The sequence below is a fragment of the Acinetobacter sp. GG2 genome (assembly GCF_000292385.1).
GTDB classification, from domain to species: domain Bacteria; phylum Pseudomonadota; class Gammaproteobacteria; order Pseudomonadales; family Moraxellaceae; genus Acinetobacter; species Acinetobacter seifertii.
On sequence record NZ_ALOW01000029.1, the window covers coordinates 117,397 to 133,272 of the forward strand.

At 38.6% G+C, this 15,876-nt stretch carries 13 protein-coding genes; 6 read left to right on the forward strand and 7 right to left on the reverse strand.

The features are described 5' to 3' along the window. Window positions 1–65 precede the first annotated feature (65 nt). Window positions 66–3,923: an ATP-dependent RNA helicase HrpA gene (hrpA, locus tag B554_RS0106670; protein ID WP_019457439.1), complete on the reverse strand. Its 3,858-nt coding sequence runs from the start codon at window positions 3,921–3,923 to the stop codon at window positions 66–68. 352 nt (window positions 3,924–4,275) lie between these two features. Here hrpA and ahpC point away from each other — a divergent pair, with 352 nt between their 5' ends. Together ahpC and B554_RS0106680 are read left to right on the forward strand one after the other, a co-directional pair. Continuing rightward, complete coding sequence (ahpC, locus tag B554_RS0106675; protein ID WP_003652649.1) at window positions 4,276–4,839, forward strand: alkyl hydroperoxide reductase subunit C; 564 nt, start codon at window positions 4,276–4,278, stop codon at window positions 4,837–4,839. A gap of 253 nt (window positions 4,840–5,092) precedes the next feature. Continuing rightward, on the forward strand, window positions 5,093–5,302 hold the full coding sequence (locus tag B554_RS0106680; protein WP_004702739.1) for a KTSC domain-containing protein: 210 nt from the start codon (window positions 5,093–5,095) through the stop codon (window positions 5,300–5,302). 49 nt (window positions 5,303–5,351) lie between these two features. On the opposite strand, the gene B554_RS0106685 is transcribed toward B554_RS0106680, so the two are convergent. Continuing rightward, the gene (locus tag B554_RS0106685) at window positions 5,352–6,545 is read right to left on the reverse strand and encodes an alkane 1-monooxygenase (RefSeq protein WP_019457440.1); all 1,194 of its coding nucleotides are present in this window, start codon (window positions 6,543–6,545) and stop codon (window positions 5,352–5,354) included. 120 nt (window positions 6,546–6,665) lie between these two features. Between B554_RS0106685 and B554_RS0106690 the strand changes: the two genes are divergently transcribed. Next, complete coding sequence (locus B554_RS0106690) at window positions 6,666–7,700, forward strand: helix-turn-helix domain-containing protein (RefSeq protein WP_019457441.1); 1,035 nt, start codon at window positions 6,666–6,668, stop codon at window positions 7,698–7,700. Here the strand turns inward: B554_RS0106690 and B554_RS0106695 are convergent. Further along, window positions 7,692–8,279, reverse strand: a complete 588-nt coding sequence (locus tag B554_RS0106695) for an O-methyltransferase (RefSeq protein ID WP_019457442.1) — start codon at window positions 8,277–8,279, stop codon at window positions 7,692–7,694. The two genes, B554_RS0106690 and B554_RS0106695, sit on opposite strands and share 9 nt — an antisense overlap. 46 nt (window positions 8,280–8,325) lie before the next feature. Then, entirely contained in the window at window positions 8,326–8,544 is a 219-nt protein-coding gene (locus tag B554_RS0106700; protein WP_004702746.1) for a DUF1653 domain-containing protein, read from the reverse strand. A 255-nt stretch (window positions 8,545–8,799) separates the two neighbouring features. On the opposite strand from B554_RS0106700, the gene ahpF reads away from it, so the two are divergent. Together ahpF and B554_RS0106710 are read left to right on the forward strand one after the other, a co-directional pair. Continuing rightward, complete coding sequence (gene ahpF, locus B554_RS0106705; RefSeq protein ID WP_019457443.1) at window positions 8,800–10,365, forward strand: alkyl hydroperoxide reductase subunit F; 1,566 nt, start codon at window positions 8,800–8,802, stop codon at window positions 10,363–10,365. A gap of 172 nt (window positions 10,366–10,537) precedes the next feature. Next, entirely contained in the window at window positions 10,538–10,882 is a 345-nt protein-coding gene (locus B554_RS0106710; RefSeq protein WP_004702748.1) for a hypothetical protein, read from the forward strand. Window positions 10,883–10,943: 61 nt separating this feature from the next. On the opposite strand, the gene B554_RS0106715 is transcribed toward B554_RS0106710, so the two are convergent. Together B554_RS0106715 and B554_RS0106720 are read right to left on the reverse strand one after the other, a co-directional pair. After that, window positions 10,944–11,555, reverse strand: a complete 612-nt coding sequence (locus tag B554_RS0106715; RefSeq protein WP_019457444.1) for a glutathione binding-like protein — start codon at window positions 11,553–11,555, stop codon at window positions 10,944–10,946. A 208-nt stretch (window positions 11,556–11,763) separates the two neighbouring features. After that, on the reverse strand, window positions 11,764–14,202 hold the full coding sequence (locus B554_RS0106720; RefSeq protein ID WP_019457445.1) for an ExeM/NucH family extracellular endonuclease: 2,439 nt from the start codon (window positions 14,200–14,202) through the stop codon (window positions 11,764–11,766). A gap of 145 nt (window positions 14,203–14,347) precedes the next feature. Here B554_RS0106720 and trmB point away from each other — a divergent pair, with 145 nt between their 5' ends. Next, complete coding sequence (gene trmB / locus B554_RS0106725; protein WP_019457446.1) at window positions 14,348–15,064, forward strand: tRNA (guanosine(46)-N7)-methyltransferase TrmB; 717 nt, start codon at window positions 14,348–14,350, stop codon at window positions 15,062–15,064. 128 nt (window positions 15,065–15,192) lie between these two features. Here the strand turns inward: trmB and B554_RS0106730 are convergent. After that, window positions 15,193–15,876 (reverse strand): calcium-binding protein (locus B554_RS0106730; protein ID WP_019457447.1); only part of this gene is annotated, 684 nt, incomplete at its 5' end.

Genomic DNA, 15,876 nt, shown 5'->3' on the forward strand with positions numbered 1-15,876 from the left:
GTTAATCTTTCATTTATAAATTGCGTTGTAGGCTAAACAAACGCATAAACAAACCCCGATCTATCTTAACTGATTCCCAAACGATCCCATAACTTTTGCAGTCGAGTTGGCGAAATAGGCATCTTGGTTTTCATCGGTTGAGAAAATAAAGAAATGCGAAATTCTTCCAACATCAAATACAATTCTTTGATTCTTGGATCATTTTTGAATTTAAATACCTTGTCCATCCATGGATCGACATCATCAATAGCGGCATGATCTCGCTGTAGATTATTTGGCAATCGATCTAAACGCAATAGGAGCGCTTTTAAATAACGCGGATATTCTTGCCAAAGATCTACTGGTTGGCAGTAAACAAAATTGCCAAGTGACATGAGATCTAACTGATCTTCAATATCATCAATACTACGTCCAAACACCCCTGCATCAAGCACTAAAAGCTGACGACGGATTTGCTGCCACTGTATATAAATATCACTTAATTGCTCAAGTGCTTGCTGACCATAACTCAAAAATTGCTTTTTGACCTGATCTAGCAGCTTATTAAATTCATCAGCATTAATTGGCAAAGTTGTAATTGCCATCTGCAATGTTGCATAGACCAGCATCTGCTCAAGCTTAGCTTTATCGCCTAAAGGCGAATAAGCAAGCGCGAGCGGTTTTGAAATCTGCTTTTTCAACTGACGAACCAAGTCACCTAGTTGCATATGGACCAGACGAATAATCCCTTCACGATGCTGCTTAATAGCTTCAGCCTGATCATTAAAAGTCTGTATAACCACGCCAGAGTCATCTTTAGCTTCAATTTCAGCAAAAGCTTTTGTAGGTACCAAAGCCTGATATTGTTTAACAACAACACCTGTCACCTTTTGCGAAGCTTCAAATGTAAAGTTTTCAGGGAAAGTTTTAAATTCGCCTTTTTGCTGTTTCACTGGACGATGCGTTTCAACACGACAGCGTGCTTTTAACTCAGGTAAATCACGTCCTTTCGCAATCAGCTTACCTTTTTCATCAATCACCTTAATAAAAGGCACCAAATATGGATCAATACATTCAAACGAAAAATCTTTTTCAGTAATTTGCTCACCACGTAAAGCAAAAGCTAAATAACTAAAAATATGCTGACGCAAATGTACAGCATCGATACCCTGCATGAGTTTACGAGCTGTGTCAGGAATAGGCACTACACTACGACGTTTATCTTTTGGTAAAGCTTTTAGTAGTGCTTCGATTAAATCTAAACGCCAACCTGGAATCCCCCAAGACCAGATGTTTTCATCGACCTGAGGAAGAGCTTGTACCGGAATTTGAACCGTTGCACCATCTTCATCATGGCTTGGGTCAAAACGATAAGTCGTTGCTAAACGTAGCTGCCCATTATGCAAATGATCTGGGAATTGCTGTGTTGTTGGACGGTCATTGAGCCAAAGTGCATCATCTTCTACAAATAAATAACGTGGATTTTTTGCTTCAACCGTTGCACGCCAGTCTTCAAAACTACTTCGACTTGCAATTTCTTCGGGAATTTTAGAGGCATAGAACTGATAAATCGTTTCTTCATCCACCACCAAATCACGGCGACGCAATTTATCTTCAACTCGTTCAACTTCTTCAAGTTTAAGTAAATTGTGTTTTAAAAATGGCGGAACTGTACCTAAGTTACCTGTGGTTAATGCATCACGTAAGAAAATTTCATGAGCAGCAGGCTGGTCAACTTTCTCAAAATTAATTAAGCGCTTTGGTTCAATAATTAAACCAAACAGCGAAATTTGAGCATACGCATTTACAATCCCAGCTTTCTTAGACCAGTGCGGCTCAAAATAGTGATATTTCAATAAGTCACGTGCAGCAAGCAAAATCCATTCAGGATCAATTTTGGCTAAAGTACGTAAATAAACCTGAGAGGTTTCCACCATCTCAAAAGCCATCACCCAAGCAGTATTGGTTTTGTGCAAAGTACTGGCAGGAAAGACTTTCGCCTTTTGTTGACGCACTGCCATAAAGATATTACGTTCATCAGTTTTATTGGCAATAAAAGACAATAAACCTGTCAGCAACGCACGGTGCAGGTTTTCATAGTTCGCAGGTTTTTCATTAAAACTCAGTTTTAAACCTTCAGCTAACTCGACCAATTGTTTATGTGTCTGTTTCCATTCGCGTAAACGTAACCAGCTTAAGAAGTGCTGCTTAGCAAACTGGCGACGTTTATTTTCAGACATCCCTGCTTCACCTTTAGGATTTAAAGTCTCCCAAAGTTTTAAATAAAACAGAAAATCTGAATCTGCTTCTTTGAATAGTGCATGCTTTTGGTCAGCCTGCATCTGTTTGTCGGCTGGGCGCTCACGTGGGTCTTGTACTGCAAGCGCACTGACAACAACTAAAATTTCTTTAAGTACCCCGAAATGAGCACCACCCACGATCATGCGCGCGAGTCGTGGGTCAATTGGCATACGAGCCATTGTTTGCCCCACCTTAGTCAGCTCGTTTTTCTTCTCATTGAGTGCCCCTAACTCAATGAGAAGTTTTCGACCATCATTTACAAGGCGGAAATCTGGTGGCTCAATAAAATCGAAGTTTTCTAGCTCACCTAACCCTAAACTTTGCATTTGCAAAATAACCGAAGCCAAGTTGGTTCGTTTAATTTCAGGTTCGGTAAACTCAGGACGACTTAAAAAGTCTTCTTCGCTATATAAACGAATACACACACCCGGAGCAATACGACCACAACGCCCTTTACGCTGATTGGCCGCAGCCTGCGAAATTGCTTCAATTGGTAAGCGTTGTACGCGTGAACGGTAGTTATAACGCGATATACGTGCAAAACCACTGTCGATTACATAACGAATATTTGGAACCGTCAGTGCAGTTTCGGCCACGTTGGTCGCAATAATAATACGACGGCCTTTTCCACCCGGACTAAAAATCTTTTGTTGTTCAGAAACAGCTAAACGTGCATACAACGGTAAAATTTCGGTGTGTCTTGGCCCGTACTTTTGTAAGGTTTCCTGCAACTCACGAATTTCTTGTTCTGTGCTTGAGAAAATCAGAATATCCGCATGTTCAGGATGGCCTTTTTCTTCGGCATCGGCAAAACATTCTTCTACAGCTTGTACCACTGCGCGAGGAAGGTTTTCTTCAAAATCATCGAACTCGTCATCATCACTACCACCAATATTCATCTCTGAAATTGGGCGATAACGTACTTCAACTGGGTAGCTACGACCTTCTACTTCAAAAACTGGTGCATTATTAAAGTAGTTACTAAAACGATTTACGTCTAAAGTTGCCGAAGTCACAATCACTTTTAGATCTGGGCGCTTTGGCAGTAACTGCTTTAAATAACCCATAATAAAATCGATATTGAGTGAGCGTTCATGCGCTTCATCAATAATGATCGTGTCATATTTAGATAAAAAACGGTCATTACCTAACTCGGCAAGCAAAATACCGTCGGTCATTAACCGTACAATCGAATCTTGCGAGCCTTGTTCATTAAAGCGGATTTTAAAACCAATCGATTCGCCGAGCTTTTCGCCGACTTCTTCTGCAATACGCTGAGAAACACTACGTGCAGCTAAACGACGTGGCTGGGTATGACCAATCATGCCCGTTAAACCACGACCCGCTAACATGGCAATTTGAGGAAGCTGAGTAGTTTTACCTGAGCCTGTCTCACCTGCCACAATAATAACTTGATGCTTTTGAATCGCTTCAATTAAACGATCTGCATATTGAGAAACAGGTAAATCCTGATTCAGTTTAATTTTAGGTAGACGTTCAAAACGCTGTCTAACTTTTGCATTAGACTGTTCAAATAATTTTTCAATCTCTGAAGTATCGGCTTTTTTATCTTTACGCAAACGATTTAAACGGTAACGATCTCTCGCCATCACCCATTGATCTATATTTAAACCATTCAGCACAGATAAATTTTCCTGAAAATTCAACAATCCGCTATTTTACGCTTTAATGCTCTTCAGGTAAAACAGTTGGTTTTTTATATATTTTTAATTTTTTAAAATTTTACCCTTGAATTTTGTCTCGCTAGACTTCATGTTGTTATGCAAGTTTCTTTTACGATAACTGTCATTTGATTTACATGTTTTTGCAGTCAAATCGAATACAGTGTTTGGGGACTTAAAAATCGTAAATTTATCACTTATTCAATTTTCCGATTTTAGTCATGTAAAAATACTATTTCCCCAATAAAGAATTTTTATTTATTCTACATCTCGTAAACAAGTTTAAATATAAACCTCAATCATGGAGACAATGATGAGCTTGATTAATACTGAAGTTAAACCTTTCCAAGCAACTGCTTACCACAACGGCCAATTTGTTGAAGTTAACGAAACTAACCTTAAAGGTAAGTGGTCTGTTGTATTCTTTTATCCAGCTGACTTCACTTTCGTTTGCCCAACTGAACTTGGTGACTTAGCTGACAACTACGCTGAATTCCAAAAACTTGGTGTTGAAATTTATGCTGTATCTACTGATACACACTTCACTCACAAAGCTTGGCACGACACTTCTGAAGAAATCAAAAAAATCCAATACCCATTAGTTGGCGACCCAACTTGGACTCTTTCTAAAAACTTCGACGTTCTTATCGAATCTGAAGGTTTAGCTGACCGTGGTACTTTCGTTATCGATCCAGAAGGTAAAATCCAAATCGTTGAACTTAACGCTGGTGGTATCGGCCGTGACGCGTCTGAACTTCTTCGTAAAGTAAAAGCTGCTCAATACGTACACGCTCACCCAGGTGAAGTTTGCCCAGCTAAATGGAAAGAAGGCGAAGCTACTCTTGCTCCATCTATCGACTTAGTTGGTAAAATCTAATTTTTTAGATTAGACCAATACGTCTAAAAACCACCCTTTTTAGGGTGGTTTTTTTATTGATTATTTTTATAAATCTAAGTCTTATTATCTACCAAAATTTCATAGCTAATTTTTTACAATTCTTATACTTATAAATTTATAGCAACATTCATTTATGAATTGTCAGCCTGCTTAACTTAGAGTACTGTCGAATTATGAAACAAAAGAGTTTTGTATATGTATTAAAAGATCAAACAAAAGTAGGAGTAGTTATATGGAAAAATCTGTTGTTGTAACCTCTTGGAAATATGATGTTTCTTCACGCTATTTAAAAATTTTCTATAGCAATGGCTCAGGTGAGCTTTATCATCCCGTTCCAGAGTTTATTTACAATAATTTGTTACGCACCACGGATAAAACTGCATTTGTTCACAAATATCTTGAGTTTGATCTGCATTTTAACAGGCTCTGTATTTCTGCTTAATTATAAAAATCAGCCCACTTGGGCTGATCTGTTTTATATCTTTCGACTATTAAGCCGCATTATTTTGCTTAATATATTTCTCTAGCATTTTTTCTTTCACATCAACATGCATATTGATTTTACTGAGGTCGCCCTTATAGTGCTCAACAACGCGTTCATCCATAATTTTTGACCACCAAGATGGAATAAACGCAGGCAAAATCATTGCACCATAACCTGCTGGCAATTGCGGCGCATCTTCAAAATGCCGCAAGGTCTGAAAGCTGCGAGTTGGATTGGCATGATGATCTGAATGCCGTTGTAATTGATACAAGAACAGATTGGTCACCACATTATTATTATTCCAGCTGTGCTCTGGCAAAGTACGTTCATATTGGCCATTTTCTTTCTTTGCACGCTTTAAACCATAATGTTCAATGTAATTCACCGATTCAAACAAAGTTATTGCATACGCAGCTTGAGTAACTTGAAACGGAATCGAACGGGCACCAAATTTCGCAAACATGGCTGCATGGTACACAGCCGACATTGCCCAGCCATGAATCAGTTCATTTTCCTTACAGAAGAAAGGCAATTTCTTACGCTCTAAGCGATTCTTCTCAATTTCAATCGCCGATTTAAAACTCCCAACTACAGTCCGCGGTAAGAATTTCCAAAAGGTTTCGCCAAATTGTGAAGATGCTGGGTCCTCAGGTGTCGCAACACGGCGGTGATGTCCATAAGGGTGTTCAATTCGGAAATGGTTATACCCCGAAGGTGCTAACGCCAAATGAGATAAATAATGTTCAAGTCGACCACTCTTATGACTAAGTTCATGTGCAGTATTAATCGCAATCCCATTGACCATTCCTACTAAAGTTCCAAATAAAACCTGATCAGCTATAGGTGTATTTTTACGAGTTGCCAAATATGCTCCATAGATATTGGTTGCATATTGCAAAGGAATAAAAAGTTTAACAATGCGTGCGTAATACGGATCTGCTTCTAAATCAGCGATTGCATCTAATGGTGGATTTTCCTTGTCTTCACCAATCAGTTTATCTAATGCCGGAATAACACCATGAATAAATAATGGCCCAAATGAAGCGAAGAACTTTTTAGTTTTTTTAGGACCAAATTGGTAGCCTGCTAGCCCACCCATTGCAATGGTCGGTACAGCTAAACCCAATAGCCATAAATGACGTTTTTTATCCTTAAATGTTGTTGTCGCTTGCTCGACATCCAGTTGAGTATGCATATTCATTAGAGACTCCAATCGAACACAAAATGTTTTGCTTGAATTGATTGTGCTCGCTCATAGCCCCTCTATATTATCATTTTAAGACTTGTTATTATCATTTTAAGACTTTGCTGAGTTTTTCTTGTGCAGAAGCAACAGATTCCTGTTATCCCATCACGTTATTATTTACGGCTGATTGAAATTTTAATCGGCACGCATCAATACGATAATGATTTACTGAGGACATTCCAACAAGAACTGGCAAAAACAGAATTATTATCGATTCAACAAATTGAACAATTTATTGAAATAGGTTTAAGTCTGCCCAACACCCAAGACTTAGCCTTTGAACTAGGTAAAAATATAAAACTCAGCTCACATAGTCTGGTGGGTTATGCGCTAATGACTAGTCCTAATTTGGAACATGCACTTAGGCTGATTGCACAATATTTTAGACTGATTATGCCGAGTTTTAAGCTCAGCATCGGGTTTCCAACCAATCAGCAAAAGGTTGAATTATTATTTGAACCGATTTTGCAGATGAATAAGCAGTGTTTGGCTTTTCATATTGAAGCGATTGCCGTGGCGTTTTACTACAGCTTGTTAGAGTTGGCAGGCCAGCAATTACAACGCTACCAAGTGTATTTGAGTATTCCTGAGCCGAGCTATCAAGAACGTTACATATCTTTAGTGAAGGCCAATTTCCACTTTAACTATATATGGCTTTCAGGTATACGCGTGGTGATTGATGAGCAACAACTAGCACTACCCTTGCCTCTAGCTGACGCACATAGTTTAAAAATAGTTGAACAACGCTGCCAGGAACAAATCCAGAAGATCTACCATCAAGGCGAAATTGTTGAATGGGTCAGCATGATGTTGCGACAAGCCAATCAAGTTCCCACCCTAATGGAATGTGCCAAAGTATTAAATATTTCGACCAAGACCTTGCAACGTTATTTACAGCAGCAAGGTGTTGAATTCCATGCTTTAAAGCAACAAATCAGCACTGAGCGTGCCATTGATTTATTAGAGAATTCTAGCTTTACCATTACCCATATTGCGTATGAACTGGGCTATTCTAATCCTGCCAATTTCACTCGTGCATTTAATAGAGTACACGGCTGTAGTCCACAAGCTTATCGACAAGAATATCTCAAGAAAGTAAATCTACTTTAGAACCACCAAACATAAACCAGCGCCTATAGGCAAAATACTACTCATGAAATCTGCATTCTTTTTAATCAAAGATAAAAATGGACTTACCTCAGCTGCATGTGAAATAACCTTATCAATAATAAGAACACCACCTTTGGGCTTCATCAGACGCTTTAAATCTGGCCAATAACTTTCATATGCATCACGTTCAGCGTCTAACAAAATAAAATCGAAAGTTTCCTGAGCTTCATTTAAATAATCTGCGGCATCCCCTATCCAAAAATCAACCACTTCATTTAATGCCAATTCAGTAACATGGCGTTTCGCCTCATTACTACGATTGGCATCAATTTCAAGCGTGATTACTTTTCCGTGTGTCGATTGTGCAGCCTCAGCAAGCCATAAAGTAGAATAACCTGTTGAAGTACCAATTTCTAAAATTGATTTGGCCTGCTGCATTCGAATCAATTGCGATAGAAGTTTTGCAGACTCAGCCTCTATATTTCGATAACGCAGCAAGCGATCTGACTGCTGGGCATCATGTCGTTTAAAGGTGTCATATAAATCTGCAACTCTTTGTAAGAAAAAAGTATTTGGCATATTTTCACCCATTAAAATTGTTATTTTATATGACAGCCGTTTAAAATTAAGTGCTTTGAATTAACTTGAACCGCGGCACGATACTTCCATCAGCCATTTGAACCGTTTCAGTAAACATATCTAGCGGACGTACCCATGTTGAATAGTCACCATAAAGACACTGATAAACAACTAACTCCTCTTCAGTCTCGCTGTGTTTTGCTACAGAAAAAACTTGATAGAGATTACCTTTATAATGCTGATAAATGCCGCGTTGCAATGACATGAAAGTACCTTTTAATGTTATGACATAAAATCTTTACAGCCATATAACATATATAAATTTTTAAATACTTTCACTTTAAAAGATAAAAAAGAGTAATAAAGAGCATTTAGAGATAAATTATTGATCTTATTTATAAATACACCGAATAATTCAAAAAACCGATTAAATCTATAAAAACATACTGTTTTACCTATTTTGTGTTTTAACGTACTATGCATCTATTGAAAGAATTTGGATGAATTGGAGTAAAAACAGATGTTAGATCAAAACATTAAAACTCAATTAAAAGCTTACTTAGAACGTTTAGAAAGTCCAATCGAATTAGTGGCTGCTTTAGATGAATCAGATAAAGCTGCTCAAATTAAAGAACTGGTGACAGAAATCGCTGAGCTTTCTGACAAAGTGACTGCCCGTTTTGATGGTAACAATACACGTCGTCCAAGCTTTGGTGTGGCTAAAGCAGGTGAACAGCCTCGAGTGTTCTTTGCAGGCTTACCAATGGGCCATGAGTTTACATCTTTGATCTTGGCGCTGTTACAAGTATCTGGCTATGCACCGAAGGTTTCTGATGAAGTGCTGAATCAGATTAAAGGCCTAAACTTTAAAGCCAATTTTGATGTGTTTGTATCCTTAAGCTGTCATAACTGTCCGGATGTGGTACAGGCGCTTAACCTGATTGCCATTTACAATCCGAACACTACAGCAACCATGATTGACGGTTCATTCTTCCAAGACGAAGTGGAACAACGCAAAATCATGGCTGTACCAATGATATTCCAAGACAACGAGCACATTGGTCAAGGTCGCATGACCCTTGAAGAGATTGTGGCAAAACTTGACACCAACTCAGCTGAAAAAGATGCAGCAGCACTCAATGCTAAAGATGCTTTTGATGTATTGGTGATTGGTGGTGGACCTGCGGGTGCAACAGCAGCAATCTATGCAGCACGTAAAGGTATTAACACAGGTATCGTAGCTGAACGCTTCGGTGGTCAGGTGATGGATACCATGGACATTGAAAACTTCACGTCTGTGCAAAAGACTCAAGGTCCTAAGTTTGCTGCCGAGATGGAAGCACACGTTCGTGAATACGATGTCGATATCATGAACCTGCAACGTGTTAGCAAAATCACGGGTGCCAACCAAACAGCAAATGGTCTGGTTGCAGTTGAACTTGAAAACGGTGCGAAACTTGAATCGAAAACTGTGATCCTTTCAACAGGTGCACGTTGGAGAGAAATGAATGTACCGGGTGAAGCTGAATACCGTACCCGTGGTGTCGCATACTGCCCACACTGTGATGGTCCATTGTTCAAAGGCAAACGTGTCGCGGTGATTGGTGGTGGTAACTCAGGTGTTGAAGCTGCAATTGACCTTGCAGGGATTGTTGAACATGTAACTCTGGTTGAATTTGATACTAAACTTCGTGCTGACCAAGTTTTACAAAACAAATTGCATAGCTTGCCGAACACCACTGTAATTATGAATGCCTTAAGTACAGAAGTGTTAGGCGATGGATCACAAGTGACTGGTCTTAAATATAAAGACCGTGCGACTGATGAAGAGCATGTAGTGGAACTGGCAGGGATCTTTGTACAGATTGGTTTACTTCCAAACACTGACTTCTTGAAAGACAGTGAAGTTGAATTAACCAACCGTGGTGAGATCATTGTGAATGACCGCAACGAAACCAATGTACAAGGTGTGTTTGCTGCGGGTGACTGTACCACTGTGCCTTACAAGCAAATTATTATTGCTACAGGTGAAGGCGCTAAAGCTTCGCTCTCTGCATTTGATTACATCATCCGTTCTGGGCAGTAAAAACTGGTTAGCTCCCTCTTATTAAACGAAAGCCTAGCATTCTAAAATGCTAGGCTTTTTTAATATTGAAGTTACAACTTTTTAACAATTTTCGATCTTTATTAATCATTTACTTTATGTTTATATTTTAGACATCCATATTTGGATGCCATGAATTAGAAGGAAAAACACAATGAATAAATTACTTGTTGCTTTAGGTCTTGCTGCGACCGTAGCCCTAGTTGGTTGTAATAAAGATAAAGCTCCAGAAACTGGTGCGACTACAGGTGAACATTTAGAAAATGCAGCTAAACAAGCAACCGCTGATATTAAATCTGCTGGTGATAAAGCTGCGAGCGATATTGCAACTGCTACAGACAATGCTACAGCTAAAATTGATGCTGCTGCTGACCACGCTGCCGATAAAACTGCAAATGCTGCTGCACAAACTGAAGCGACTGCGCGTAAAGCAACTGCTGATACAGCCAAAGCTGTTGAACATGCTGCTGCTGACGTTAAAGAGAAAGCTCAAAACTAACAATCTCTAATATTAAAAAGCCCCTATTGATTAGGGGCTTTTTTAATAGACTTAAAATCGCTTATGAAATTAGACCTTCATCACGCATTGCAATTTGTACAGATTGACGCTCAGCAACTTTATTACGTAATGCAATAATATTTTTATAAGGTGTTAAATCATGCTCAATAGAGTTTGACCAATTCGTTAAAACAAATAAATAGGCATCAGCTGGCCCAAAATTATCATTTACTAAATAGTCATAGTCCGATTCAGATAAATAACTATCGATATATTTTAAAAGACGGTCGATTTCAGCATAAGCTTTCGTCTTTTCATCGTTTGTTAACTGCGCCCCAAAAAATACTGCATAAGCATCATGTAATTCAGAGTTCAAATAACCTAACCATTCCAATACTTTCGCACGGCCTAAGCCTGAAGGAGGAATTAAATCCTGTTTTGGATCATGTTGCGCAAGGAACGGTAAAATCGCCACGTTTTCAGTCAAAATTAAACCCGGGTTAATTTCTAAAGCTGGTACATAGCCCTTCGGGTTAATTTCGTAATAATCTGCGCCTTTTTCTGTTTTATGTGTTTTTAAATTTACTTTTTCTAAATCAAAATCAACATTAATTTCATTTAAAATAATATGTGCAGCTAAAGAACATGCGCCTGGCGAATAATATAATTTCATATCTGATCCTTCTTATCTCACATTAACGTTTTAAATTGCTTCTAAAAAACCTGCAAGGTTTGTACAATTCCTTAATTGTAAAAAAGCGTAAATTTATAAATTACTTACACCATCTAATATTCTTGAAAAAGTTGGACCTTGCAAGTTGTCTTGCGTGACGATTGTTTAAAATATGATAAAACACATTCCCATCACGCATTTTTTACCGTTAATTACGTTTAAAAAGTTGGCTAAACCATTCCATTAATTTGTTTAAGAAATCCAGAATAGGATTTTTGTTGCCATTATCAGGATGACTTGAATCTTTACCATTTAAATCTAGATCGACAATGACAGGGTCGTGGTCCGAAGAACGATAGGCATCTTCGCCATAAAACAGCGCCTTTTGCTCATCGGTTTTATATTCTTCGTTGTAGTCTAGAACTGTTGGCTCATCAGCATTGATATGCCAAGCAAACGTACGAACTACTTTTGGATATAAATCTGCATCGGCAATTGCATGATCTAAGTTACCCGCGCCGCCATTACCATTTGCATCACTTGCCACACCAAACACATAGCTATATGCCTGAGCGCCTTGCCCAACCTTAGCGTCATTGAGTAAGACTTTATAATTGGCTTTTTCAAAGGCTAAAATAGGTTCTTCTTTTGCATAGCTATTCATATCCCCTACCAGCAAAGCATTTTGCTTAGGAACTTGTGTCGGATTTTTCGCGAGCCACTGCACAATTTGATCAACTGCTTTTACACGAGTCGGGTTCCAACAACCTTGACCATCTTTTTGGTCCGCATCCGTAGAGTTAACATCAACTCCAGTACAGCCTTTTGACTTCAAATGGTTTGGAATAACGGTAAACGTTTTATTGCCACGAACAGCTTGGAAAGTTTGTGCTAAGGTCGTTCGATTTTTATCGCCCAAATCAAGCACAACAGCTTTATTTAAAGGCTTCACACGCTTACTGTTATAAACAATTGCAACAGCAATAACATCACCACCTAAACGGTCTAAATTTTCAGGAACAACATATTTCCAGTCTGGACCTAATGCACTGGTTAAATGAGCAATTGCGCTGTTTGGACCATAACCATTGTTTGCAATTTCCATCAAACCGTATACGTCAGCATCAATCGCTTTTAATGCACTCACAATTTTACGGTGCTGTTTATCAAACTCTGCTTGTGTGTTTGCACCACGTTCTGTTGGGAAGCCTGTTGCACCATTGTCATAGTTCAAAACGTTAAATGAAGCTACACGAATATGATTGGCATTTTTTGTGATGACACCCTGACGTGGATTGGTTTGAGTAACTACTTCTGGTTGCGTACGTCCAAGTACTGGCTGTACGCGCCAGCCATTAAAACGATACTCTAAAATCCCTTCAACATTTTTAAGCTGATAACCTGAACGTAATGTATTGGCAGCACTAAAAGTTGTCGGTAACCACGGAGTACGGTTTTGGTTGTTATACCCATCATCAAAAATGATTTTTGATAATAAATTTTTCTGAGCTAAAGCTTTCGCTTCTGGCGACAAGGCAGGATATAAATTGGTTGGAATATATAAGCGACCTAAGCTTAATGAGAGTTCACCATAGCGACCATAATTATAGTTCTCACTCACCGTTAAAGTCTGAGGTAGTTTAACCAACATACCTTGATAACGCTGCGGTGAATTAATTGAGCCACCCGTTAAACTAGCAAACGGGAGTTCAAGGCTAATCGGCTGAACCTGATTTGCCATATTGCTATTACAGCTTTGAATATCCTGCTGTAATTGATCAATTTGTAGCTGGTTTTGATAGCTTGTTAAACGACCTCTTAAAATAACCTCATCACCAACTTGGCCACCTTTTACCGTGCTGCTATTTGGAATATAAACAAAAATGGCATTACTTACATTCGCACGTGCTTTGGTGTCAGGTGTTTGAATATAAAAGCCGGAGAAACCATTGGCATAACGGTAGTCAGCAGTAATCACACCACGCACTGTATAAGTCTGGTTTTGTGTTGACGTTGCTAAATCGGCAATTGGTGTATCTGAGCTTGAACAACTGACCATTTGCACAGGCGGTTGAGTAGTAGAACCCGATAGATTTGAAAAATCATTTCGGTTTGCCCATGCTGTCCATGAGTGGTCCAAATCAAATGCTGCGGTTGGGTCAATACTTAAAGCTGGATTTTCAGTTTCAATACGCTTAAAACTATTTCCTAAACTTGAAACGGCTGTTCCCCAACCTGCCTCTGGTCGTTCACCAATACGTCCAAAACGGTCAACAGGTGTACCTTTATAAACGAGTACAACAGCATCATCACCATTAAAAGACAAGGCAGCCACTTGATTTACTTTACTGCCAAGTTCAGTTTGCAGCTCTGAGCGGCCCACTAAAAACTTCTGCTTACTCGCAAGTGTACCCTGTAAACGGAAAGTCACCGTTTTTGCAGTCCCACCATTATTAAACTGTTGAATCTCATAATCTGCTAAGTTAACAGTAGTTCCATCTGGGTTATAAATCTCTAACCCTTTTTTATTACTACTACCATCAACATACTGGCTAAACATAAGCTGCGCTTGAGCAACAGAACTATATGAAAATGCACCAAATGCACTTAAAAAAACTGAAAGTGTTCTCAATTGAAAAGTTTTCATGATTAAAAATGTTCATGTGAGTTTTAATTAGCTTCTTAGATTAAATATTGATCATGACATCTACATGAAGAAAAACACCGAAATATTTGACTTGACCACCTGAAGACTTAAAATACCGCATTTGAATTTCAATATTGCCAAGGTTATGTCGATCGATCAGTTAGAAACGCAAATTGCAGACTTAGACAATTTGCCTGAACACCGTGAAATTGTGACGTTTATGCGTCGTTCAGCACCACTTAATACGTCTCAACGCACGGCATTAGAACAACATCGCGATTTAATTTTGGAATACCCTGTTGGTGACTTACGTCAGCACTTCGAACATCCAGAACGTCCTTTAACTGTTGAAATCGGTTTTGGTATGGGGCGTTCGCTAGTGCTTATGGCTAAGGCGAACCCTGAACGCAACTATGTGGGTATTGAAGTACACGTACCTGGTATTGCTCAATGTCTATATGAAGCAGGTATAGCGGAACTTAAAAACTTACGTGTACTCGATGCAGACGCGATTCAAGTTTTACGTGAAATGCCAGACAACAGTATTAACTGTGTACAACTTTACTTCCCAGACCCTTGGCAAAAGAAACGTCATTTCAAACGCCGTTTTGTTATTCATGAGCGTATGCAACTGGTTGAACAAAAACTTGAGCTTGGTGGTACTTTCCACGCAGCAACAGATTGGGAACCATATGCAGAATGGATGCTTGATGTACTCGACAATCGTCCAGATCTTGAAAATTTGGCAGGTAAAGGCAACAGTTACCCTCGACCAGAATGGCGCCCAGTGACTAAGTTTGAACGCCGTGGTATTGAGTCAGGTCACAAAATTAATGACTTTATCTTTAAAAAGATAAAGTAATATTTAACTACTAAAGACAAAAAATGAAGGCATTAAATATTAGTATTTAATGCCTTTTTTAATATTTTAAATAAATTAATAACTTAAGATAAAGACCAAAAATAACTTTGGTCTCATCGCCCTAATTTTTAAATAATAACTTGCTGATTATTGATTAGATCATTTAAATTAACGTTTGTATTATTCAATGTTAACAACAATGAACTACTATACGTTGTTCCTGCACCATCCCTATCAATATATAACTGTGTATTTGAACCACTCACAACAGTTTTTATAAATGGTTCCAAACTAGTAAAGCTATAAGTACCAGAATAACCAATTAACAGATCACCAATATCAATTTTATCTGCATTTGTATTTGATGTCGTATTACCAATAGTAAAATCCGACCAAACATCTGTACCATTTCCACCCAGAGCATCAGATTGAACTAATAATTGATACAGTGCTGTATCAACACCAGTTCCGCCGGTAAGTTGATCATTTCCACCTTGTCCATCCAAAATATCATTACCAGCTCCACCATTTAAAGCATTTGCTCCACTATTACCTGTAAGAATATTATTTAATGTATTACCTGTTGCATTGATGGCTGTTGAACCACTTAAAGTTAAATTTTCTAAATTACTGCCTAATGTATAAGTAATAGAGCTCAGAACCGTATCTATACCTTCACTAGCATTTTCTGTAACAGTATCGCCAGAGTTATCAATTACATAAGTATCATTACCTAAACCACCAAGTAACTTATCAGCTCCTGCTCCTCCATCCAGATAATCATCACCTGCACCACCAGTTAAAGTATTAAT